Genomic DNA, 23,257 nt, shown 5'->3' on the forward strand with positions numbered 1-23,257 from the left:
TGATTGGAAAACTGAACGGTTCAGTTTAGAATCTCCCAAAATGTTCAGGGAGTCAACGCATGCCTGCCGAAAATGCCGCCCGACGCACACGTATCCTGAATGCCGCCGTGGCCGCCTTCTGCGAGGAGGGGTTCGGACGCACCAGCATGGATCGTGTGGCCCGGCAGGCCGGCGTCTCGAAAGCCACTCTTTACAAGTATTTCCCTTCCAAACAGGTGCTGTTCGAGGCCGTGGTGTCGGCGGTCAGTGCACAGTTCGTGGCACGGGTCGTCACCCCGGAACGCCTGACCCAACCGCTGGCCGAAGCACTGGAGCAGATCGCGCTGGATTTCCTCGGCACTCTGCTGGCACGTGACAATCTGGCCGCGGTCCGGCTGATCATCGGTGAAGTGCAGTCCAACCCGGATATCGGGCGACTCTTCTATCGTGCCGGGCCGGAGCAGGCGCTCAGGGCGGTCAGCCGGTTTTTCCGGTCCCGTCAGGAGGCAGGGGAACTGCCCGGCGATGATCCGGACTTTCTGGCCCGCCAGTTTGTTGCGGCCTTTCGGGGAGACATCTACTGGCAGGCCCTGTTGGGTCTGGACATGGATGCGCCGGCCAGGGCGGCCCACGTCAGGCGGGCTGTGGTGCTGTTTCTTCGCGGACTTGGTGTCGTCTGAAAAACCACCAGGCCAGCAGCGCTGCACTCAGCCAGCAGATGGCGGCGGTGGTGAGATCATGGCTCAGGAAATGGGCGCCGCGGATTTGCTGATCCACCCCGAGCGTTCCACCCAGAATGACCGGCACCAGCAAACCGGCCCTTGTCATCGACGGCCGCAGGTATCGGGCAAAAAAATACAGGCTGAAGAATCCGTATCCGGCACTGGCATGCCCTGCCGGGAAGGCATGCCCCACAGGCAGTCCCGCCGGCACCGGATCGAACAGCCGAAGATGAGGCAGGTTGCCTCCGAATTCACGGATGACCCAGGGCGTATACAGGTGAGTCATGGATTTGAGTACGGAGACCACGACGGGACCTGCCAGCGAGGCCACCAGCAGATAGCCCAGGGGGCGTCGCCAGGCCCGCAGTCCGGGGCGGATGAAAGTCAGCACCCAGGCCAGGAGCATGAGGACGGCAATCAGCACGATTGTCTTGCGTGCCCCGGCATGCAATACCGTGCTGGTCAGCCAGGTGTCCCGCCAGGGCCACTGGTGTGCCGAAGCATCGTAAAAATGGCCGGCCAGCCAGAGATCCAGGCCGCTGTACTGTGACGCCACGGCCAGCGCAAAGAGCAACGCGGCAATTCCGATATCCCTGCTGATCACGATTCCCCCGAAATCCGTACCGTCAGATGAGCTGGCCGAAAGTCTATCCGGGGCAACTTAACGCTGCCTTAAGGCCTGACCCGGCACCTGTCAACTCCCCACTGATCTGCACAGCGACATCCAGTGTTCCAGACCCGGAGAACGGTACTTCTGGCGATGCAGAATGAAGTAAAGCTCGCGTTTCAGGTCGCGTCCCGGCGTGCTGAGCGGGATCAGTGAGCCGCGTGCAAAGGCATCTTCCAGTGTCAGGCGGGACAGGCAGCTGATCCCCAGGTTGGCCTCCACCGCGCGCTTGATGGCTTCCGTATGCTGCAACTCCAGCACGATGTTCAGCTCCGGAAGCAGGCCGTGCATGGCATGCTCGAAAGCCTGACGGGTGCCGGAGCCCGGTTCGCGCATGATCCAGCGGGCGCTGCGCAGATCCGCATCCGTGAGTTCGGGGCGCGAGGCAAAGGGGTGGGAGGGAGAGCAGAAGACGACCAGTTCATCCGGCCGCCAGGGGATGACCTCCAGCTCCGGCTCATTCAGTTCGCCCTCCACCATCCCCATGTCCAGCTCGAAGTCCAGCACCTGCCGGGCGATCTCCCGGGTGTTGGCGACGGTCAGTCCAACCTGAAGGGGGGTGCGTTCCTGTTGCATGGAGGCCAGGATGCGTATGGCCAGGTAATTGCCGATGGACAGGGTGGCCCCCACCTTCAGCGGGCCGCCTTCCGCATGCTGACGCAGCGTCTGATCCAAGGCCCCCGCCTGATCCAGGACAGACTGGGCCAGCGCACGAACCCGGCGCCCTTGTTCGTTGAGCACCAGGCGTTTGCCGTTGCGGTCAAACAGACGCACGCCGTAGGCACTTTCCAGTTCCTTGAGCGCAGAGCTGGCGGCCGACTGGGACAGCCCCACGACCTCGGCCGCTCGCGAGATGTTCTGATGACGGGCCGCTTCCACAAATACCTGAAGCTGTCGGAGGGTATACCTGATATTCATAAAATCGATTAGATATACATTTAATATCCATTTTACAGGATTTATCGGCGGTCATACACTGGTTTCATACTGAAATCCGGAGGTCACACATGGCAGGTTTTCTGACCGAAACCGTAACGCACGTTCATCATTGGAATGAGACACTGTTCAGTTTTCGCACCACACGCAATCAGAGACTGCGATTCCGCAATGGCCAGTTCGTGATGATCGGGCTGGAAACCGAGGCACGCCCCATCATGCGGGCCTACAGTATCGCCAGTGCCAACTATGAAGAAGAAATGGAGTTCTTCAGCATCAAGGTGCCCGACGGTGCGCTGACCTCGCGCCTCCAGCAGATCCGGCCGGGAGATCAGATTCTGGTCAGCCGCAAGCCGACCGGTACCCTGCTGGTGGACGATCTGCTCCCCGGCCGCAACCTGTACCTGCTCAGCACCGGCACCGGACTGGCGCCCTTCATGAGCATCATCAAGGATCCGGACGTCTATGAGCGTTATGACCGCATCATCCTGACCCATGGGGTGCGCTACGTCTCCGAGCTGGCGTACAGGGATACCATCCAGCGGGAGCTGCCCGAAAATCCTTGGTTCGGCGAGCAGGTGCGGGAGAAGCTGGTGTACTACCCCACGGTGACACGGGAAGCCTTCGAGCGGACCGGGCGTCTGACGCACCTGTTCACCACGGGGCAGATGTTCCATGAACTCGGATTGCCGGAACCCAGCCCCGAGCATGACCGCTTCATGATCTGCGGCAGTCCGTCCATGCTGCGGGATTTTGTCGATATTCTTGACGCGCGCGACTTCCGCATGACCCAGCAAGGTGAACTCGGGCACTACGTGATAGAGCGTGCGTTCGTGGAGAGCTGAGTTGCGCATGGTATGAGTCCCGGGCCGGATTGCCCGGGGCGGGTGACCGGAAAGGTCACCGGCTTTGAACGGAAAAATCATTGGCGCCCGGCCTGCGAGTTGTCAGACTGAAGAAAATGACAACAACATGCCGAGGTGACCATGATTCCCAGAACCCTGTTTGATGCCGACCACGAAGGATTCCGAGACGCGTTCCGCAAGTTCCTGGAGCAGGAGGCGGTTCCCTATCACGATCAGTGGGAAGAAGCCGGGCAGGTCAGCCGGGCACTCTGGGAGAAGGCCGGGGAAATGGGTTTCCTGTGCCCGACTCTGCCGGAACAATATGGCGGGGCGGGTGCCGATTTCCGCTTTTCAGCCGTCATCATCGAAGAACTGGCCCGTCTTGGCCTTTCCGGTGTCGGGTTTGCGCTGCACTCGGACATTGTTGCACCCTATATCCTCCATTATGGCAGCGAGGAACTGAAGGCCCGCTATCTGCCGAAGCTTGCCCGCGGCGAGATGATCGGGGCCATCGCCATGACCGAGCCCGGAGCAGGTTCCGACCTGCAGGGCGTCAAGACCACCGCACTGCCTGACGGGGATCACTACGTACTCAACGGCTCCAAGACCTTCATTACCAATGGCCAGATGGCGGATCTGGTCATCGTCGTGGCCAAGACCAAGCCGGGGAGGGCGCAAAGGGCATCACCCTTTTTGTTGTGGAGTCAGGCTGGGAAGGCTTCTCGAAGGGACGCAATCTCAAGAAGGTGGGTCTGAAGGCTCAGGATACTTCGGAACTGTTTTTCCAGGATGTGCGCATACCGAAGGACAACCTGCTGGGCGCGGAAGGGCAGGGTTTCATTCAGCTCATGCAGGAACTGCCCCAGGAACGCCTCCTGGTCGGCATCACCGCCATGGCCGCCTGTGAAGCCGCACTGGAGTGGACCATCGCCTATTGCAAGGAGCGCAAGGCTTTCGGCAAACCCATCATGGCCTTCCAGAATACCCGCTTCAAGCTGGCGGAACTGAAATCGGAAATCACGGCAGGCAGAGTCTTTCTCGACCGCTGTCTGGAACTGCATCTGAACGGCAAGCTGGACGTGCCGACCGCCGCCATGCTCAAGCAGTGGACCACGGACCTGCAGTGTCGGGTCATGGACGAATGTGTCCAGCTTCACGGAGGATACGGATACATGTGGGAGTACCCGATTGCCCGGGCCTGGGCCGATTCCCGCGTCCAGCGCATTTATGCCGGCACCAATGAAATCATGAAGGAAATTGTCGCCCGCTCGCTCTGAGCCGGCTGATCGCGGGCACAACCGGGCCGGGTGGCCCGGCTCCGTGCCCGTAACGACTGCCGGGTGGTCAAAATCCGGCAGGTGCAGTACACTGGCCCTGTCAACCAGACAGGGGTAAAGGGAATGAAGGATTCGGGTGCCCTCACTGTGCCGGTGTACGAGCGCATGAAGCGGTTTGCCGCACTGGCGCGCCTTTCCGATGAGCAGCGTGTGGTCCTCTCTGCCAGGGCAGAATTCCGGCGCTACCCCCGGGCAGCCTCATTCTCAAGCGTGGCAGTCAGGACGCCTGGGACTATTTCCTGTGGGAGGGCCGGATCCGGCTGCGCGCCCAGGACGGCCGTGAGATTCATCTGAACCCCGATTCTCCCTCTGCCGCCCAGGCCATTGCCCATCTGCAACCCCGTCAGTACGACGTACTCTCGGACACGGAAGTGGTCATGCTGGTGGTGGAGCAGGCAACACTGAACCAGATGATCCGGGAGGCGCCCCGTCAGGGCTACGGTGTTTCGGACATCCGGGCTGATGATGACCCGGCCTATGCCCTGATCGCCGCCATTCAGGAAGCGCTGAAGCAGAACAGTCTGCGCCTGCCGAGCCTGCCGGACATGGCCTTCATGATCCGTCAGGCAGCCGACCGGCCGGACTGCTCGGTGGATGACCTGGTTCAGCTGATCACCCGCGATCCGGCCATGACGGCCAAGCTCATTCACGTGGCCAACAGCCCATTGTTTCGCGGGTTCCGGGAGATCGAAAGCTGCAAGGATGCGGTGATCCGTCTGGGACTGGAGGCGACCCGTCAGCTGGTGACCATCTATGCGCTTCGGGAGCTGTTCTCGACGCGCCACGCAGCCTTGCGCCAGCGCATGCAAAGGCTCTGGGAGCATAGCATCCAGATTGCAGCGCTTTCCGGCGTGCTGGCCAACATGACGCCCGGCCTGAGCCGTGAACGCGCGGTGCTGGCCGGCATTCTGCACGACATCGGCGCCATCCCCGCCATTCTCTTTGCGGAAGATCAGCCGCAGCTGGTCAGCAACCCGGAACTGCTCGAGCGCCTCATCTCGGAAACCCAGGCCGATATTGGCGCGGCGCTTCTCCAGCACTGGCAGTTTGCCGGCGACCTCATCGAGGTGGTGACGCACGCGGAAGACTGGCAGTGGGAAAGCGGACAGGATCAGGCCACCTATGCGGATGTGGTCATCATCGCCCAGATGCATCAGGCCGTCCGCGAACACCGGATTGGCCTGCCGCCCATGGACCAGGTGCCGGCTTTCCGCAAACTGGCCTTGGGCGAACTCACACCCGAGCGCAGCCTGCAGGTGCTGCACATGGCGGAAGACGATATTCAGCAACTCAAGCGGACACTCACTGCATGACGCCACGACAGCTTGAGCTCCCGCGTACCCGGATCCCGGATCTGCCCCTTGTGGACTTTACTGTGCAGGTCGAAGTTCAGGCCATGCACATCAACGAAGCCCATCATCTGGCCTTCACTGCCATCCCGGTCATGCTGGATCAGGTGCGCAAGGCCTGGTTCGCTCGTCACGGAATGGATGAACAGCACCTTGACGGTGCCGGCGTCATCGTGGCCGATCTGCAGGCTCAGTACCAAAGTGAAGCCCATCTGGGGGAAACCTTGCGTGTGGACATGATGGTAGCGGATGTCGGGCAGCGCAGTTGCCAGCTCCTCTATCGCGTTGCGGAATCCGCGAGCGGCCGGATGGTGGCGCGGGCCCGCACGGCCCTGGTCTTCTTTGATTACCGCAACAAGCAAGCGGTTCCCGTACCGGCCTGTGTGCTCGGTCTGCTCGGGAGTACGCCCGAATGACCCGGGGCAGGTTGCCGGCCAGCGTCATCGCGCTGGGAGTGGTCAGTCTGCTCATGGACATGTCCTCGGAACTGATCCACGCTCTGCTGCCGGTCTTTCTGGTGACCTCCTTGGGTGCCAGCATGGTGACGGTGGGTCTCATTGAAGGTCTGGCAGAGGCCACGGCGCACCTGCTCAAGGTGTTTTCCGGAGCGCTTTCCGATTACTGGCGGAAGCGCAAGCCACTGATTCTTGCCGGATACGGGCTGGCCGCACTGACCAAGCCCTTCTTCCCGCTGGCCACCATGCCCGTGCATATCCTGGCTGCGCGGCTGATCGACCGCGTCGGCAAGGGTATCCGGGGCGCACCCCGTGATGCCCTGATCGCGGACGTCACACCGGAATCCCTGCGCGGCAGTGCCTACGGCCTGCGTCAGAGCATGGATACGATGGGTGCGGTACTGGGGCCGCTGGCCGCACTCGGGCTCATGGCGCTTCTGAATGACGACATCCGGGCGGTTTTCTGGGTGGCAGGCGTGCCCGCCGCGCTGGCCATCGCTGTGATTCTCATCTGGGTCCGGGAGCCGCCGCGTGTACAAGCGCCGGATGACGGCCGGGAGGCTGCGCCACGACGATTTCCCCTGAGCCGCGGGGCACTGAAACAACTGCCGCGCACCTTCGTGCCCCTGCTGGTCCTGGCTTTTCTGGTCCACCTGGCCCGGTTTTCGGAAGCCTTTCTGATTCTGCGGGTGCAGGAAGCCGGCCTGAAGCTGGGCTGGATCCCGCTGGTCCTGATTGTCATGAACATCAGCTATACCCTGAGTGCCTGGCCCCTGGGGCGCCTGGCGGATCGCTGGCCGCCCGGCCGGGTGCTGGCGCTGGGAATGGGGTTGCTTGTGGTGGCTGACCTGATGCTGGCGCTGGGCTCGGGGTTGCCCGCTCTGTTCGGGGGTATTCTGGTCTGGGGCGTGCACATGGGGGCCACGCAAGGGGTATTGTCGGCCATGGTGGCTGCCGAGGCACCCGCCGGACTGCGAGGTACGGCCTTCGGGCTCTACAATCTGGTCACGGGCGCGGCCTTGCTGCTGGCCAGCGTCATTGCCGGCGGGCTGTGGAGCAGTGCAGGCAGCACATTCACCTTTGTCGCAGGCGCGATGCTCGCCGGGCTGGCCATGCTCTGGCAATGGCGGGTGGCCAGGGCAGCCTGACGGGGTCAGCGGTTCAGGACACGCCAGGCAAGGATCGACGAAATATCGTACCGGATCTTGTGATCCCGGGTTCTGCCCCCATCTTGAATGGTGGACACCGGTCGGACAGTGAGCCGAAGTCACCAGAGCGCAGGGCTGGCTCAGGGTGGCCAAGAGGCCGGGAGGTTCCTGACCTGAGGAGGAACGACCATGATGGGATTTGGATGGAGTCACGGCATGTGGGGAGGTACCATGGGATTGGGGTGGTTGATCGCGGCAATACTGGTGGTCTGGCCCATGTGGCGGATCTGTGAGCGGGCCGGTTATCACGGTGCCCTGAGCCTGCTGATTCTGGTGCCGCTGGCCAATCTGGCGCTGATCTATTTTCTGGCCTTTGCCGAATGGCCGGCACTGAAGGCCGGTTCGGCGCCCGGGAAGGACCAGCCTCCCGGGCCGGGGCAGGGCGATTCCGGGAACTCTGCACCACCTGTCGTGCAGCGGCGCGACTGAAAGGGCTCCCGCCAGTCAGCATCAGAACTGGCGGGCCCATGACGTCATGACGGGAGCGTGATACCTGCGCCGTACAGGTGCAGGGTATCCGGCAACCTGAGTACGGCATAGGCGAGCCAGAGCACCGCCACCGCCAGTACCATCCTGTAGCCCTGTGTACCCGGCCAGACCGGACGCCGATCGAGCGGGCTGAAGAGCACCCGGAACGTGGCCACCAGAAAGAGGCCCCAGAGCCATCCCCCTGCCACGTCAGTCATCCAGTGGACGCCCAGCACCACCCGGGAAATGCCCACAAGCAGCGGAAAGGGGGCCGCCATCAGGTAAATTCGCCAGCGCTCCCGCCTGGGACGTTCCCGTGCAATGAAGGTCGCCAGCAGGCCCGTCAGCACCGTGGCCCCTACGGCATGTCCGCTCGGGAAGGCGCCGCTGTGGAAAACCGCTCCGCCGTCTGGCCGGACGATACCAAAGGCCTGTTTCATGGCCGAGGTGGACAGGTGCGTCATCAGTCCGGTGAGCATGACACCCACGGCGGCCTGCCAGTGCCGCCCGGTGACCCATAGCCCCGCCACAATCGCCATGAAGCCCAGATAGAGAAATGCCGGATCACCCAGTGTCGTGATCACGGCCATGGCCGAGCGTACCCCGAGCGCCTGGAGAACGGTGACCTCTCCGGCAATCCACTGGTTCAGAATCCAGATGCGATGCCCGTGTACCACCAGCAGCGCCAGCAATGCAAAGGCCACCAGACTGCTCAACGCCAGGAGCAGGGACGGAAGCGGATACTCGGGGTATCCGTGCCGGTAACTGGCCATGCGCCGCATCCACAGGCGAACCACTGCCCATTGGCGTGCATGGCGCACAAGCCAGTTGTAGAACCGCCCTTCCGGGCGTACGTGCCAGTGGAGGAGTGAAAAGAGACCGGCCAGGGCCCCCAGCAGCAGCACCAGTGAAATCAGTGTCGGGTAAAAGCCGGGTGGAACCGTTCGCTCGTCTGAGACGGAAAGCCCGACACCATAGCCGGGCAGCAGGTACACCGGCGCCCAGCCCAGCGCCGAGATGAAATTGAAGAGCAGGAAACGCCCTGCCGGCATGCCGAACATGCCTGCCACCAGCGGCATGATGGCGCGCAGGGGGCCGACAAAGCGGCCCAGCACGATACTTTTGCCGCCATGCTGGTGGAAGAAGCGTTCCCCCTGATCCAGCAGGTTCGGATAGCGATTCAGTGGCCACAGTGTCCGGATGCGCTCATGAAAGATCCGCCCCAGTGCAAAGCTGATCCCGTCTCCCAACAGCGCACCCACCACACCGGCTACCAGGATTTCCCAGACAGGAATGCCTGCACTGCCGGCCAATCCTGCCGCACCGAAGAGCAGGACAACACCGGGCACGATCATCCCGGCTATGGCCAGCGATTCCACCAGGGACAGAAAGGCTACGGCAAAGGTGATCCAGTCCGGATGGGCATTGAGCCAATCGAGGAAGACCTGACCGTCCATCACGCTGCGTCTGAGCCCACGAATTGTCCAAGCTGAACCCGGTTGTGACCGCTGGCCTGTGCCTGCTGCAGCGCCAGATCCACCACGTCACGCAGCGTGCGGTCTTCGGTCATGCCGGCCGGACGCGTGAAGCAGCCGACACTGACTGTCAGCGAATGCACTTCCGGCCAGTCGGTTTCCTCAACCATCCGGCGAACACGTTCCGCAATGACCAGCAGGCCTTCTTCGGGCGTGTTGGGCAACAACAGATAAAACCGTCCGTTGCGGTCATAGTAGAGGCTGTCGCCGGCACGCGTCATGCCCTGAAGTTGCCGTGCCAGAGCGACAATCACCTCCTGGGTAATGTTCTGGCCATGCACGTCCAGAAGCTGGTCGTAATAGTCCACTTCCAGTGCAATCAGGGAGAGCGGATGCCCGGTGGTCTCGGAGCGGGACACTTCCTGTTTCAGCGTGAAGTCCAGATGGCGGAGATTGAATGCACCGGTCAGCGGATCATGATGCGTCTGGGTGACGTAATAGCGGGTCTTGTGGTGATAGAGATACGCATACATGCCGGCAAGACCTGCCAGCAGCGCATAGCTGGTGGCAAACCTCAGACTGTCATAAAACCCGCTCTGCCATCCCAGCGCAACCGCCATGAGTACCAGAATGCCGGTATTGACCCGAAAGGCCGTTCTCAGCGGCAGGACAATGAAGCTGATCAATGCAACGGCATAAAGCCAGTGCACCGCCGCGGGATGGCCAGCGAGGATCAGCCAGAAGACGCCAGCCACCGGCGTGACCAGAATCAGAACATGCCCCGGCTGGTGTTGCGGACGGTTGCGCATCCACCAGCTCAGTACCGCGCCGCCGGCCCAGACCGGCACCAGCATCAGACCGATGTAGAACAGATCGTAAAGGCCGTAACGGACATTCTGGAGCGCCATCAGCAGAAATAGAGCGGCGAGGCCCAGATACAGGGTGACCAGGGTGCGCGCCCGCAACAGGTTTTCATTGCGAATCTGCATGGACGCCTCCCTGTTCACTCTCCTCGGGTGCCAGCTCCTCGAAGGCCACGCTCTGGCTTGGTCCCTGTCGCCGTGCCTGCTCCAGCGCCATCAGGGCATGTCGGATCAGGCTGTGGGCATCATCGCCGGCGTTGAGCGTCACCAATCCCACGCTCGCCGTCACCGCCTGCCGGTCATCGCTGAGTGTCTCGCGGATGGCGCGCCGCAGGCGGGTACTGGTCTTCAGTGCTGCCCGGGATCCGGTATGGGGGAGGATGATCACGAAGCGCGTGTCGTCATGGCGGTAATAGCTGTCAAACAGTCTCAGCGTCCCGTGCAGCAGGCGGCCCAGCCGGTGCAGCAGCAGATCCCGGCCTTCCTCGTCCAGGCCTGCAACGCTTTCCGGATCCAGTCCCAGTGCCATGACGGACAGGTCCGTTCCCTCGCGCTCACTGCGCTGGATTTCCTTTTCCAGATCCTGGATCAGATATTCCCGCGTCAGCGCCTGAGTCAGATTGTCCGTCTTCCTCAGGGGCTTGAGCTGCTCCTCGCGAATCTCCCTGAGATACACAAAGGCCACGGTCAGCATGAGCACGGCGAGGTAGGTGAAGAAGATCTGAATGCGCTCCGGGCCGTGATACAGGGTGACCAGGGCCGCGGAAAGGACCAGTGAATACACTGTGACCAGCGTGGTCGCCACCTTCAGCCGATAGATGAGAAAGGCCACGAGCGGCACCAGATAGCTCCAGTGCTCGGCCGTTTGAGGAAAGCGTGCCACAGCCACCAGCGTCAGCAGGCAGAGCAGGGCCATGAGGGCATTGGAGAGATTTTCGAAGGCACGCTGATGCCCGTGTGCTACGAACCAGCTGTTGATCCACAGCAGCGCACCGAAGGCACCGGCGATGGCCGCCACCGGATAGCGCCCGCTGATGAGGCAGCCCAGCATCAGCACGGCCATCACAAAGGCTGCGAGGCGATAAACGCGGCAGCGCAACTGGTCATTCAATTCTATGGGGGTTATCATTCCTGCCATGGAATACGCCTTGAGGTCTTTTTTTGTTTGGCCTGTTTGAGGCCAGTATAATACCGCAGCCTGTGTTAGTCAGGCTCAGACGCAAGAAAATCCTGAGTGGGGAATCGTACGGGATGGATGTCAAAGCTTACATGATCGAAACCGGGCAGCGGGCCAGAGAGGCGTCCCGGGCCATGGCGCGGGCCAGTACTGCCGAAAAGAATGCTGCACTGAACGCCATTGCCGAGGCACTTGAAGCGTCCCGCGAAGCGCTTGCCGGGGCCAACCGGAAGGATCTGGAAGCCGGCCGCGCCAACGGGCTGGATGCGGCCATGCTGGACCGGCTGGAGCTGACGCCGGCACGTATTGACGGCATGATTGAGGGGCTGAAGCAGGTGGGCGCGTTGCCGGATCCGGTCGGCGAGATCACGGATGTGAAATATCGCCCCTCCGGCATTCAGGTGGGCAAGATGCGTGTTCCCCTGGGTGTGATCGGTATCATTTACGAATCCCGGCCCAACGTGACCGTGGAAGCAGCGAGCCTCTGCCTCAAATCCGGCAATGCCACCATCCTGCGCGGGGGCAGTGAGGCCATTCATTCCAATCAGGCCATCGCAGCCTGCATCCGTCGCGGACTGGAAGCGGCCGGCCTGCCTCAGAGTGCCGTACAGGTGGTGGAAACCACAGACCGTGAAGCTGTGGGGCACCTGATTACCATGCAGGAATACGTGGACGTGATCGTGCCGCGTGGCGGCAAGGGACTGATCGAGCGGATCAGCCGGGAAGCCCGGGTGCCGGTCATCAAGCATCTGGACGGGATCTGCCACGTCTATATCGACAGAGATGCAGATCCGGACAAGGCCCACCGCATCGCACTGAACGCCAAGACCCACCGCTACGGTGTCTGCAACGCCATGGAAACCCTGCTGGTTCACGAGGCCGTGGTGGCCCGTGTGCTGCCCGGCCTGGCGACTGCCTTTGGGGAGAAGGGCGTGGAACTGCGTGGCTGCGAGCGCACCCGGCAGATCATTGATGCCCTGCCGGCGACGGAAGAGGACTGGTCCACCGAATACCTGGCGCCCATCCTGTCCATCCGGGTGCTGGACAGCATGGAAGCGGCCATCGGGCATATCAATACCTACGGCTCTCACCATACGGACGCCATCGTGACCGAAAACTACACCCGGGCACGCCACTTCCTGAGCGAGGTGGATTCGAGCTCGGTCATGGTCAATGCCTCAACCCGTTTTGCTGACGGCTTCGAGTACGGACTGGGTGCGGAAATCGGCATTTCGACCGACAAGATTCACGCCCGGGGCCCTGTCGGTCTGGAAGGGCTGACCTCACAGAAATATGTCGTCTTCGGAGACGGCCACATCCGTGTCTGACCCATCGGCATCCTGGTCTTCCGGCATGCCCCCCGTCCGTATCCTGTACGGGGGGACCTTCGATCCCGTCCATGTGGCCCACCTGCGCAACGTGCTTGAAGCTCAGGCCGCCGTGGCCGACTGTCTCGGCGTGTCCACGGGGCGGGTACCGGTTCACCTGCTGCCCTGTGCACAGCCCGCGCACAGGGCCCAACCGGGTGCCGGTGCACAAGACCGCCTGCGCATGCTGGAGAGCGCCATCGAGGGGGTGCCCGGATTTGTTGCCGATCCCCGCGAACTCTACCGTTCAGGCCCCAGCTATACGGTGGATACCCTGGCGTCGTTCCGTTACGAATTCGGACCGGACGTCGCACTGATCCTGCTCATGGGCCGTGATGCGTTCCGGAACTTTCATACCTGGCATCGCTGGTTGGAAATTGTCCGGCTGGCGCATATAATGGTCATGAACAGACCCGGAGAGGACAGGCCATTCGATGGCCCCGTAAAAGACCTGTTGAGTACACACGAGACCGATACACTTTTCGATCTGATACACGCCCCGTTCGGGCGCATACACGAGCGCACGTTCAGATTGCTCGATATCTCATCCACCGAAATCCGGGCCGCCGTCGCAAACGGCAAGTCCATTCGCTATCTGGTGCCGGATGGTGTCTACACCCATATTCAGACCCACCGGCTCTATCAGCAGTGATAGTCGGCCATGATTCCATTCATTCCCCTGTGAAACCGGAGCCTATGCAAGCCAACGAATTGAAAGATCTTGTTGTCAATGCCCTGGATGACATGAAAGCCAAGGATATCCGAGTGCTGGATGTGCATGACCGCACCAGCGTGACGGATTACATGATCATTGCCAGCGGAAACTCCAACCGGCACGTCAAGTCCATCGCCGACAACGTGGTCTCGGAAGCCCGCGAGCAGGGCATCCGGGCCCAGGGCGTCGAAGGTGGCGGCACATCCGACTGGATCCTGGTGGATCTGGGCGATGTGGTCGTGCACGTCATGCTGCCCGCGGCACGGGAGTTCTACGATCTGGAGCGTTTCTGGGAGGATGCGCCTGCCGAAGGTGCCGCCTCCGAACCGCTTCAGTCTGCCGGGCACTGATCACATGCGGATTCGCCTGCTTGCCGTGGGGGAACGGATGCCCGGCTGGGTGCAGGCCGGTTACGAGGAATACAGCAAGCGCATGCCCCGTGACATGGCGCTGGAGCTGGTCGAAGTGCCGGCTGCACGGCGGACCCGCAACACGTCTTCCGCAAAACTGTGCATGGATGAGGGCGAGCGTCTGCTTGCCCGACTCAGGGACACCGACTACGTGGTGGCGCTGGATGTCGGTGGCAAGTCTCACAGCACCGAATCCCTGTCCGAATGGATGGGAACATGGCGCATGATGGGGCGGGATGTGGCACTGCTGATCGGAGGTCCGGACGGCCTGTCCGATGCGGTGCTGGGTCGTGCCGATGCACGCTGGTCGCTGTCACCGCTCACCCTGCCGCACCCCCTGGTTCGCATTGTTCTGGCCGAACAACTTTATCGTGCCTGGACCCTGCTGAGCGGTCACCCCTACCACAGAGCCTGAGACCCCATGGCCGTCAGTGAACTGAAGGACCCCAGACGCGAACGGCGCATTTTCCTTGCCCGGGCCATCGTCAGCGTCATCGTCATGCTCGGCTGCTTCGCGGTACTCGCCTGGCGTTACGGCTACCTGCAGATCGAGCAGCACAAGGTGTATCGTACCTTGTCGGACAAGAACCGGATGCAGTTGCAGAGCATTCCGCCCACCCGCGGACTCATCCTGGACCGGAACGGCAACCTGATTGCCGACAACCAGCCGACCTTCTCGCTGCTGATCGTGCCCGAGCACGTGAAGGACATGTCCGGGCTCATTGATGAGCTCGGGATGCTGATCGAACTGGACGAAGACGATCTGGAGTCCTTTGAGAAGCGCCTCAGACGCAGGCGCAGGCCATATGAGGGGGTTGCCATTCGCAGCCGCCTGACTGATGAGGAAATCGCACGCATTGCGGTCAATCGTCACCGTCTCAAGGGGGTGGAAATCAGCGCCGAGCTGATTCGCAGTTATCCTTACGGCGACCTGTTCGCCCATGCGGTGGGTTATGTGGGACGGATCAACGAACGTGAGCTGGAAAAGCTGGATCCGGCGGATTATGACGGTACCCATTACATCGGCAAGACCGGGGTGGAGCGCTTCTACGAAGATCTGCTGCATGGTGATGCCGGTTTTCAGACCGTGGAAAAGGATGCCCGCATGCAGGTGCTTCGGGTATTGGACAAGACGCCACCCGTGCCCGGCAAGGATCTGCGCCTGACGCTGGATGTCCGGCTGCAGCAGGTGGCAGCCGACGCGCTGAAGGGGCAGCGCGGGGCAGTGGTGGCCATCGATCCCCGTGACGGGGGAATTCTGGCGCTGGTCAGCCAGCCGGCGTTTGACCCCAACTGGTTCGTCACGGGTATCAGCACCAAACGCTACTCGGTCTTGCGCGATTCCCTTGATCTGCCCCTGTTCAACCGGGCGACCCGGGGACGCTACCCGCCCGGCTCCACGATCAAGCCGGTGATTGCCCTGGCCGGACTGGACACCGGAGTGGTCACTCCGGAGTATCGTCTCTGGGATCCGGGTTGGTATCAGCTGGAAGGCGACGACCGGCTGTACCGAGACTGGAAACGCGGTGGTCATGGATGGGTGGATCTGAATATCTCGCTTGCCGAGTCCTGTGACGTGTATTTCTACGATCTGGCCTACAAACTGGGTGTGGACAGAATGGCCCAGTATCTGGCCATGTTCGGGATCGGCAGCGTCACTGCCGATGATGTGGTGGATGCCAGCGCCGGAATTCTGCCCACGCGGGAATGGAAGCGAGCGGTCAGGGGGCGCAAGTGGTATCACGGTGATTCACTGAACATGGGCATCGGACAGGGGTTCATGGTCACCACGCCGCTGCAGCTGGCCACCATGACGGCCGTGCTGGCCAATCGCGGCAAATGGGTGGTGCCTCATCTGCTGCAGAACGCCGGTGATGAAGTCTGGACACCACGTGAAGTTCATCCCGATGTGTCGGTCAAGAATCCCTGGGCCTGGTCTCATGTGATCAAGGGCATGGAAGCGGTCATGCATGACAGGCATGGCACGGCGCGCCGTTCTGCCCTGGGTGCACCCTACCGGATGGCAGGCAAGACGGGGACGGCTCAGGTGGTGGGTATCCCGCAGGGTGAGAAATACAACAAGGAAGAATTGGCCGAGCGGCTTCAGGATCATGCCCTCTTCGTGGGCTTCGCGCCGCTGGATGACCCGAAAATTGCCGTCGCAGTGGTCGTGGAAAACGGCGGTGGCGGCAGTACGGCGGCAGCCCCCATCGCCCGAAAGCTCTTTGATGCCTGGCTGCTCGACCGGACGCCGGAAGAGCTGGACGGAACGGAAGTGGCGGAGAACAGACCATGAGTCAGCGTGATTTTGTCCGGCAGCTCGAGCATGGACCCGGCTGGTCATCCAGCCGGCTGGGAGACAAGCTCCACCTTGACTGGCTGCTGATGGCGCTGGTGCTGATGGTGTGTCTGGGGGGGCTGGTCGTGCTCTACAGTGGTGCCGATGGCAATCTGAGCATGGTTTACCGGCAGGCTGCCTACATGGGGCTGGGATTTTGCAGCATGATCGTGCTGGCACAGATTCCGCCATCCACCTATCGCCGTTTTGCCTTGCCCGTCTATCTGATGGGCATTGTCCTGCTGGTGGCCACCCTGTTTGCCGGTACCGATGCCAAGGGGGCACAGCGCTGGCTGGCCATCCCGGGGCTGGGCATCCGGGTTCAGCCCTCGGAACTGATGAAGGTTGCGGTGCCGGTCATGGTCGGGGCTTACCTCTCCCGGAGGAGTTTGCCGCCTTCTCTCAAGCATTTGCTGGGCGCGCTGCTGATTTGTCTGGTCCCCGCTCTGCTGATCTTCAGGCAGCCGGATCTGGGGACGGCCATACTCGTCGCGGCATCCGGCATCTTCGTGATTTTCATGGCAGGTCTGAGCTGGCGCTGGATTGCCGGCTTTGCGGTGATTGTGGCCATCGGCGCGCCCCTGTTCTGGTTTTATGGGATGCATGACTACCAGAAACAGCGGGTGCTCACCTTTCTGGATCCCTCTCAGGACCCTCTGGGAGCCGGGTGGAACATCATTCAGTCCGAAACCGCAATCGGCTCGGGAGGACTCTGGGGCAAGGGCTGGCTGCAAGGCACGCAATCCCACCTGGACTTCCTGCCCGAAAGTCATACCGATTTCATTATTGCCGTGCTGGCGGAAGAGTTTGGCTATGTGGGGGTGCTGGCCCTGCTGACGCTTTACGCGCTCATCATCGGCCGCGGGATGTATCTGGCCGTGACCGCTCAGGATACCTTTTCAAGGCTGGTGGCGGGAGCCCTGGTCCTGACCTTTTTCGTCTACGTGGTGGTGAACATGGGGATGGTCAGCGGTCTGCTGCCCATTGTCGGTGTGCCGTTGCCATTGATCAGTTACGGCGGCACGTCCATACTGACATTGCTGAGCGCGTTTGGCATGATCATGTCCATGCACAGTCACCGGCGAATGCTGGGTTATTGATGCGGGGCACAACCATTCAGGGAACCTGTATATGATGAAACGAATCACGAGTCTGCTGCTTGGTCTGATAATGGCGGCTCCGGCTACCTGGGGCAGCTATCTGGATCACCCCAAGGCGGAACAATTCATCCGGCAGCTTGTGGCGGAAGATGGTTTTCGGGAAGCGGATGTCCGGCGCTGGCTGGATGCGGCGGAAAAACAGCCCAAAATTCTGGAAGCCATCGCCCGTCCCGCAGAACGGGTCTTGGAGTGGCGTGATTACCGCAAGATCTTTCTGACCCATGACCGCATTGAAAAGGGCCGTGCTTTTCTCAAGGCTCAGCAGCCCACCCTGGAGCGGGCCGAGGGCACCTTTGGTGTACCGAAACGCATCATCACTGCAATCGTTGGCGTGGAAACCCGGTATGGCCGGCACAAGGGCGGGTACCGTGTGGTGGATGCCTTGTCCACCCTGGCCTTTGACTATCCGCCACGATCCGCCTTTTTCGGCAAGGAACTGCGCGAGTTCTTTCTCATGACCCGGGAACAGAAAATGGACCCGCTGACGGTCAAGGGATCCTACGCCGGTGCCATGGGTTATGGCCAGTTCATACCCAGCAGCTACCGCCGCTATGCCGTGGATTTTGACGGTGACGGGGTTGCCAATATCCTGACCAATGTGGAGGATGCCATTGGCAGTGTGGCCAACTATTTTGCCGAGCATGGCTGGAAGAAGGGGCAGCCGGTCGCAGTCCGGGTGTCTCCGAAGACGCCGGTTGCGGATGAATGGCTGCCAGGCAAACAGAAACCCGTACACACGCTGGCTCAATTAAAAACCATCGGGATCACCGATCCGCTGGGACAGCCCGGTGATACGCCCGCCAGGCTGATCAGGCTGGAAGGAGAGCAGGGTACGGAATACTGGCTGACGTTTCATAACTTTTACGTAATTACCCGTTACAATCATTCCGACATGTATGCCATGGCGGTGTACCAGTTGAGCGAGGCCTATTGATGCGAATCTGGGGGCTGATACTGGTCGTTGCCTTGTTGGCGGGGTGTGCGTCATCCCGTTATCATCAGTCTCAGGATTCGGGGCCGGATGCACAGCGGGTGATCACCGCGACAGAACCCCAACCCCGCTACGAACCGCCCAGTCGGGGCGGGAACAAGAGCCCCTACACCGTCAACGGCAGAACTTACCATGTCATGGCCTCAGCCCGGGGCTACGTGGAAGAAGGGATTGCCTCCTGGTACGGAAAGAAATTTCACGGCTACCGGACTTCCAACGGCGAAATCTACAACATGTATGACTATACGGCCGCTCACAAGACGCTGCCTCTGCCGACCTACGTGCGTGTGACCAACCTGGAGAACGGGCGCAGCGTTATTGTGCGTGTCAATGACAGGGGGCCGTTTCATGGTGGCCGGCTGATTGACCTGTCCTGGGCTGCGGCCAAAAAGCTGGGCTATGCGGACAAGGGCACGGCACGTGTCCGCGTGGAGGCGCTGACACCGCAGGCGGACGCTTCAGTGAACGCAAGGCCACAACAGCCGGCGCGTCTGGGTTATTACATTCAGGTGGCGGCCGTCAGCAGCGAGCCGCGCGCCATTCAGCTGACCAATGAGGTGGCCAACCTGCTGGACCAGAATACATTCTATGTGCCGGACGAAACGGGGAAAATCTTTCGGGTTCGGGTGGGGCCCTTTGCCACCGAGGCAGATGCCCGTTACCACGAGGAACTGCTGGCCCGGACTGGTCGCTTCGAAACCCTGGTTATTCAGCGGCCCTGGCGGTAAGCATTCCCTTAAAATCCTGTTAGCCGGCTCTGCCTGCGTGCGCCCGCACGGTAAATCAGTTACCATTTGGGCCCAACACCATCCTTTACCACCATAAAACGAAAGAAAAAAACATGATTGTGATTGCCAGGAAGCTTGTACATACCCTCCTGATCTGCCTCACCGTGGTCGTGTCGGTTGCAGGTAGTGCTCAGGCCGCACAGCCGCTTCTGATTCCCGCACCGCCTCAGGTGGCCGCCAAGTCCTATATCCTGATGGATGCCAACAGCGGCTACATCATTGCCGAGAAAAACAGTCATGAGCGGCTGCCCCCGGCATCGCTCACCAAGCTCATGACGGCCTATGTGGTCGAGTACGAAGTTGCCAAGGGTGAGTTGAGCTACGACGATGAGGTGCCCATCAGCGTTCGTGCCTGGAAGACCGGTGGTTCCAAGATGTTTGTACGCGAAGGATCCAGGGTTCGTCTGGGTGATCTGATGAAGGGCATCATTGTGCAGTCGGGCAATGATGCCTCCGTCGCCGTGGCCGAGTATCTGGCCGGCAGCGAAGATGCCTTTGCCGATATCATGAACCAGCATGCCCAGCTTCTGGGCATGAAGGATACCCATTATGTCAATGCCACGGGCCTGCCGGCAGAAAACCACTACAGTACAGCTTATGACTTGGCTCTGCTGGCGCAAGCGATCATCCAGCGCTTTCCCGAGCAGTACAAGATCTATTCACAAAAGTATTTTACTTACAACAACATCCGTCAGCCCAACCGTAATCTCCTGCTTTGGCGGGATAAAAGTGTGGATGGCCTGAAAACCGGGCATACCGAGGCGGCCGGCTATTGCCTCGTTGCGTCGGCGGAAAGGGACGGCATGCGTCTGATTTCAGTGGTCATGGGTACGCGGAGCGAGGAAGCCCGGGCCCAGGAGACCCTGAAGCTGCTCAACTATGGCTTTCGTTTCTTTGAAACCGCGCGGCTCTACAATGCAGGGCAGAAAGTGCTGGACGCAGAGATCTGGAAAGGGCAGAAAGATCAGTTGGCTCTTGGTGTCGCCAACGATGTGGTCGTGACCCTGCCCAAGGGCCGCAAGGATGACCTCAAGGCCAACGTGGATGTGCCGGGTCTGATTGTTGCGCCGGCCCGGACCGGACAGGAGTTGGGTGAGCTTGTGATCCGGCTGGATGATCAGCAAGTCGCCAAGGTGCCTGTCGTGGCGCTGGAGGATGTGGAAGAAGCCGGCTTCTTCAAGCGTCTCTGGCACACCATCCTGCTCTTTTTCAAGAGCCTGCTGTCCTGACGGAGGATTGATCATGGCGAAGGTGTTGCCCTGGGCCTGGCTGAACGGCCATCTTGCTGAAGCGGCGCAGGTCCGGATTTCTCCCTTTGACCGGGGATTTCTGTTCGCAGACGGTGTGTACGAAGTCATCCCGGTTGTTGCGGGTACACCGTGGTGCCTGACGCAGCACCTTGATCGCCTGTATCGCAGTGGCGGGGCCATCGGACTGGAGATGCCGGATCGGGCGCTGATAGAAGAGGCCATTCCTGTTCTGATCAAGGCCAACACACGCCGGTGTCAGAGCCTGTATCTTCAGGTGACGCGGGGCAATGGCGGTTCGCGTGAGCATCTGCCGGAAAAAGTACCCGAACCGACCATCTTCATGATGTGTCAGGAGCTGGCGGATCCGCGCACCCTCAAGCTTGACCAGATAGAGGGTATTTCGGCCGTCACGGTACCGGACTTTCGCTGGCAGCGCTGCGACATCAAGAGCATCGCTTTGCTGGCCAGTGTGATGGCACGTCTGCAGGCCCTTGAAAAAGATGCAGAAGACGCCATATTCGTCCGAAATGGCCTGGTGACGGAAGCCTCGGCGGCCAATGTATTCGTCGTGCGTGAAGGCGAGATCATCACGCCGCTGGCGGATGAGCATATTCTCTCCGGTATCACCCGTGAGCGCGTTCTGGAAGTGGCGACCCGGGAAGGGTTGGCGGTGGAAGAAGGCCCGGTGGATGAAACCCTGCTGAAAGAGGCGGACGAAATCTGGCTGAGCAGCTCCACACGTCACCTGGTGCCCGTCATCCGGCTCAACGGCGAGCCCGTCGGTTTGGGCGCGCCCGGGCCCGTCTGGCACACGCTCATGCAGGCCTATCTGGATACCATGCTATCAGAGGTCGGAAAGACACATGGCTGACAAGGCACCCAAAATTGAATTTCCCTGCGACTACCAGATCAAGGTTATCGGTGACGCAACGGACGACTTCCACGAGCGCGTGGTAACGGTCGTACGTCGTCACGCGCCGGATCTGGACGAGTCGCGCATTGAAGTACAGGACAGCGCAAAGGGTCGCTTCATGTCCCTGCGCATCTGGATTCGCGCCACCGGTGTGGATCAGCTTCAGGCCCTGTTTGGAGAACTCAAACAGGATACCGGCATTCACATGGTTCTGTGATGACCACCGGATCAGTCCCGCTGGTTGTCCGCCATCTGGGCCGGCAACCGTACGAACCCGTTTGGGAAGCGATGAAACGCTTCACCGAGACCCGCACGGAAGATACCCCTGACGAACTCTGGCTGCTCGAACATGACCCGGTCTATACTCAGGGGCAGGCGGGCAAGGCGGAACATGTCCTTGCGCCCGGAGATATTCCTGTCGTGAAGGTGGATCGGGGCGGGCAGGTCACGTATCATGGGCCGGGTCAACTTACGGCGTATTTACTTTTTCGCCTGCCTCGTCTCAAATTGGGGGTCAGAGATCTTGTCTCGCTGATTGAAGAGAGCATTGTCGCCACTGCCGCGCACTGGAAGGTCACCGCCTATCCCAGACCGGATGCACCGGGCGTGTATGTTGACGGACGCAAGCTGGCTTCTCTGGGGCTGCGTATCCGCCGGGGCTGCTCCTTTCACGGACTGGCACTGAACGTGGACATGGATCTCGAACCCTTCCGCCGCATCAACCCCTGTGGCTATGCGGGCCTGGAAATGACCCAGCTGGCCGATCTGGCCGAGGGTGTGACCCTGGACGCCGTCACCGAACGGCTGACAGACGAACTGATTCGTCGGACCGGACACAATCCGGTGACGCATGAACGAGGAATGACACGACATGACTGATGAACACGCCCGTCCCCGTCGCCTTGAGCGGGGCGTCAAGCTGCGTGGAGAAGAAAAGGTTTCCCGCAACCCGGTAAAGGTCATCGCGACAGACCGCATGCCGCGCAAGCCGGACTGGATACGCGTCCGCATGCCGGCCTCACCCCGCGTGGCCGAGATCAAGGCCAAGCTGCGTCGCCTCAAGCTCAGTTCCGTCTGCGAAGAAGCCAGCTGCCCGAACCTGGGCGAGTGTTTCAGTCATGGTACGGCCACATTCATGATCATGGGAGACATCTGTACTCGCCGCTGTCCGTTCTGTGATGTGGCGCATGGACGTCCCAATCCGCTGGACGAGAATGAACCGCTGAATCTCGCGCAGGCGATCGCGGAAATGGGGCTGCGCTATGTCGTGATCACCTCCGTGGACCGGGATGATCTGCGTGACGGCGGGGCAGCCCACTTTGCCCGCTGCATCGAAGAGGCGCGCAAGCTGTCTCCGGAACTGAAAATCGAAACCCTGGTGCCCGATTTCCGCGGGCGCATGGATGTGGCGCTGGATGCACTGGCCGAATGTCCGCCGGATGTGTTCAACCATAATCTGGAAACCGTTCCCCGCCTGTACCGCAAGGCACGCCCGGGGGCGGACTACGAATGGTCACTGGATCTGTTGCAGCGTTTCAGGGAACGCGTGCCCGGTGTGCCGACCAAATCCGGCCTCATGCTGGGGCTGGGTGAAGAAATCGAAGAGGTCAAGGCCGTGATGCGCGATCTGCGTGCACACGACGTTGACATGTTGACGCTGGGACAATACCTGGCACCCTCCAAGAGCCACCTGCCGGTGGAACGTTTTGTCACCCCGGACGAGTTCCGCCAGCTGGCGGAGTACGGGTATGAAATCGGATTCAGGCAAGTGGCCAGCGGACCGCTGGTACGGTCTTCGTACCACGCGGACAAACAAGCTGCAGGAGAAAACGTCTCCTGATGGC

24 protein-coding genes and 2 pseudogenes are annotated in these 23,257 nt (G+C 61.0%); 21 read left to right on the forward strand and 5 right to left on the reverse strand.

Annotation, left to right across the window (positions count from 1 at the left end; all coding sequences use genetic code 11):
* Positions 1 to 59 precede the first annotated feature (59 nt).
* Positions 60 to 659: a TetR/AcrR family transcriptional regulator gene (locus AAIA72_RS16500; RefSeq protein WP_369601377.1), complete on the forward strand. Its 600-nt coding sequence runs from the start codon at positions 60 to 62 to the stop codon at positions 657 to 659.
* Here the strand turns inward: AAIA72_RS16500 and AAIA72_RS16505 are convergent.
* The gene (locus AAIA72_RS16505; RefSeq protein WP_369601378.1) at positions 613 to 1,305 is read right to left on the reverse strand and encodes a phosphatase PAP2 family protein; all 693 of its coding nucleotides are present in this window, start codon (positions 1,303 to 1,305) and stop codon (positions 613 to 615) included. The two genes, AAIA72_RS16500 and AAIA72_RS16505, sit on opposite strands and share 47 nt — an antisense overlap.
* Before the next feature lie 90 nt (positions 1,306 to 1,395).
* Positions 1,396 to 2,280: a LysR substrate-binding domain-containing protein gene (locus AAIA72_RS16510; protein WP_369603023.1), complete on the reverse strand. Its 885-nt coding sequence runs from the start codon at positions 2,278 to 2,280 to the stop codon at positions 1,396 to 1,398.
* 95 nt (positions 2,281 to 2,375) lie between these two features.
* Here AAIA72_RS16510 and AAIA72_RS16515 point away from each other — a divergent pair, with 95 nt between their 5' ends.
* The 7 genes and pseudogenes from AAIA72_RS16515 (at position 2,376) to AAIA72_RS16545 (ending at position 7,927) form a co-directional block, all read left to right on the forward strand.
* The gene (locus AAIA72_RS16515) at positions 2,376 to 3,149 is read left to right on the forward strand and encodes a ferredoxin--NADP reductase (RefSeq protein WP_369601379.1); all 774 of its coding nucleotides are present in this window, start codon (positions 2,376 to 2,378) and stop codon (positions 3,147 to 3,149) included.
* A gap of 141 nt (positions 3,150 to 3,290) precedes the next feature.
* Positions 3,291 to 4,426, forward strand: a pseudogene (locus AAIA72_RS16520) (acyl-CoA dehydrogenase family protein).
* A 299-nt stretch (positions 4,427 to 4,725) separates the two neighbouring features.
* Positions 4,726 to 4,848, forward strand: a pseudogene (locus tag AAIA72_RS16525) (hypothetical protein); the annotation flags it as partial.
* Between the two features lie 15 nt (positions 4,849 to 4,863).
* A complete protein-coding gene (locus tag AAIA72_RS16530; RefSeq protein WP_369601380.1) occupies positions 4,864 to 5,799 on the forward strand; it encodes an HDOD domain-containing protein in 936 nt (311 codons plus the stop codon).
* Complete coding sequence (locus tag AAIA72_RS16535) at positions 5,796 to 6,251, forward strand: acyl-CoA thioesterase (protein ID WP_369601381.1); 456 nt, start codon at positions 5,796 to 5,798, stop codon at positions 6,249 to 6,251. The genes AAIA72_RS16530 and AAIA72_RS16535 overlap by 4 nt, the downstream gene beginning before the upstream one ends.
* On the forward strand, positions 6,248 to 7,438 hold the full coding sequence (locus AAIA72_RS16540) for an MFS transporter (protein ID WP_369601382.1): 1,191 nt from the start codon (positions 6,248 to 6,250) through the stop codon (positions 7,436 to 7,438). Before AAIA72_RS16535 ends, AAIA72_RS16540 begins: the two co-directional genes overlap by 4 nt.
* A gap of 189 nt (positions 7,439 to 7,627) precedes the next feature.
* Positions 7,628 to 7,927 (forward strand): hypothetical protein, encoded by a 300-nt coding sequence (locus AAIA72_RS16545; RefSeq protein WP_369601383.1) that lies wholly within the window; start codon positions 7,628 to 7,630, stop codon positions 7,925 to 7,927.
* 44 nt (positions 7,928 to 7,971) lie between these two features.
* On the opposite strand, the gene AAIA72_RS16550 is transcribed toward AAIA72_RS16545, so the two are convergent.
* Genes AAIA72_RS16550 through AAIA72_RS16560 form a run of 3 tightly spaced genes read right to left on the reverse strand, consistent with a single transcriptional unit; the run spans position 7,972 to position 11,442 of the window.
* A complete protein-coding gene (locus AAIA72_RS16550; protein ID WP_369603024.1) occupies positions 7,972 to 9,423 on the reverse strand; it encodes a VTT domain-containing protein in 1,452 nt (483 codons plus the stop codon).
* Positions 9,423 to 10,430, reverse strand: coding sequence for a GGDEF domain-containing protein (locus AAIA72_RS16555; protein WP_369601384.1), 1,008 nt, complete (start codon positions 10,428 to 10,430; stop codon positions 9,423 to 9,425). Before AAIA72_RS16555 ends, AAIA72_RS16550 begins: the two co-directional genes overlap by 1 nt.
* On the reverse strand, positions 10,414 to 11,442 hold the full coding sequence (locus AAIA72_RS16560) for a GGDEF domain-containing protein (protein ID WP_369601385.1): 1,029 nt from the start codon (positions 11,440 to 11,442) through the stop codon (positions 10,414 to 10,416). Before AAIA72_RS16560 ends, AAIA72_RS16555 begins: the two co-directional genes overlap by 17 nt.
* Positions 11,443 to 11,555: 113 nt before the next feature.
* Here AAIA72_RS16560 and AAIA72_RS16565 point away from each other — a divergent pair, with 113 nt between their 5' ends.
* The 13 genes from AAIA72_RS16565 (at position 11,556) to lipA (ending at position 23,253) form a co-directional block, all read left to right on the forward strand.
* Complete coding sequence (locus AAIA72_RS16565) at positions 11,556 to 12,809, forward strand: glutamate-5-semialdehyde dehydrogenase (RefSeq protein WP_369601386.1); 1,254 nt, start codon at positions 11,556 to 11,558, stop codon at positions 12,807 to 12,809.
* Positions 12,802 to 13,500, forward strand: coding sequence for a nicotinate-nucleotide adenylyltransferase (nadD, locus tag AAIA72_RS16570; protein ID WP_369601387.1), 699 nt, complete (start codon positions 12,802 to 12,804; stop codon positions 13,498 to 13,500). Before AAIA72_RS16565 ends, nadD begins: the two co-directional genes overlap by 8 nt.
* Positions 13,501 to 13,544: 44 nt before the next feature.
* A complete protein-coding gene (gene rsfS, locus AAIA72_RS16575; RefSeq protein ID WP_369601388.1) occupies positions 13,545 to 13,913 on the forward strand; it encodes a ribosome silencing factor in 369 nt (122 codons plus the stop codon).
* A gap of 4 nt (positions 13,914 to 13,917) precedes the next feature.
* Positions 13,918 to 14,388 (forward strand): 23S rRNA (pseudouridine(1915)-N(3))-methyltransferase RlmH, encoded by a 471-nt coding sequence (gene rlmH, locus AAIA72_RS16580; RefSeq protein WP_369603025.1) that lies wholly within the window; start codon positions 13,918 to 13,920, stop codon positions 14,386 to 14,388.
* Between the two features lie 6 nt (positions 14,389 to 14,394).
* Complete coding sequence (gene mrdA, locus AAIA72_RS16585) at positions 14,395 to 16,269, forward strand: penicillin-binding protein 2 (protein WP_369601389.1); 1,875 nt, start codon at positions 14,395 to 14,397, stop codon at positions 16,267 to 16,269.
* A complete protein-coding gene (rodA, locus tag AAIA72_RS16590) occupies positions 16,266 to 17,411 on the forward strand; it encodes a rod shape-determining protein RodA (RefSeq protein ID WP_369601390.1) in 1,146 nt (381 codons plus the stop codon). Before mrdA ends, rodA begins: the two co-directional genes overlap by 4 nt.
* A gap of 31 nt (positions 17,412 to 17,442) precedes the next feature.
* On the forward strand, positions 17,443 to 18,405 hold the full coding sequence (gene mltB, locus AAIA72_RS16595) for a lytic murein transglycosylase B (protein WP_369601391.1): 963 nt from the start codon (positions 17,443 to 17,445) through the stop codon (positions 18,403 to 18,405).
* Positions 18,405 to 19,190, forward strand: coding sequence for a septal ring lytic transglycosylase RlpA family protein (locus AAIA72_RS16600; protein WP_369601392.1), 786 nt, complete (start codon positions 18,405 to 18,407; stop codon positions 19,188 to 19,190). The genes mltB and AAIA72_RS16600 overlap by 1 nt, the downstream gene beginning before the upstream one ends.
* A gap of 113 nt (positions 19,191 to 19,303) precedes the next feature.
* Positions 19,304 to 20,479, forward strand: coding sequence for a D-alanyl-D-alanine carboxypeptidase family protein (locus AAIA72_RS16605; RefSeq protein WP_369601393.1), 1,176 nt, complete (start codon positions 19,304 to 19,306; stop codon positions 20,477 to 20,479).
* Positions 20,480 to 20,492: 13 nt separating this feature from the next.
* Entirely contained in the window at positions 20,493 to 21,371 is an 879-nt protein-coding gene (locus tag AAIA72_RS16610) for an aminotransferase class IV (RefSeq protein ID WP_369601394.1), read from the forward strand.
* A complete protein-coding gene (locus AAIA72_RS16615; RefSeq protein WP_369601395.1) occupies positions 21,364 to 21,630 on the forward strand; it encodes a YbeD family protein in 267 nt (88 codons plus the stop codon). The genes AAIA72_RS16610 and AAIA72_RS16615 overlap by 8 nt, the downstream gene beginning before the upstream one ends.
* Positions 21,630 to 22,292: a lipoyl(octanoyl) transferase LipB gene (gene lipB, locus AAIA72_RS16620; protein ID WP_369601396.1), complete on the forward strand. Its 663-nt coding sequence runs from the start codon at positions 21,630 to 21,632 to the stop codon at positions 22,290 to 22,292. The genes AAIA72_RS16615 and lipB overlap by 1 nt, the downstream gene beginning before the upstream one ends.
* Complete coding sequence (gene lipA / locus AAIA72_RS16625; protein WP_369601397.1) at positions 22,285 to 23,253, forward strand: lipoyl synthase; 969 nt, start codon at positions 22,285 to 22,287, stop codon at positions 23,251 to 23,253. Before lipB ends, lipA begins: the two co-directional genes overlap by 8 nt.
* Positions 23,254 to 23,257 lie beyond the last annotated feature (4 nt).

This window comes from Thermohahella caldifontis (assembly GCF_041153465.1).
In the GTDB taxonomy this organism is placed as follows: domain Bacteria; phylum Pseudomonadota; class Gammaproteobacteria; order Pseudomonadales; family Oleiphilaceae; genus Thermohahella; species Thermohahella caldifontis.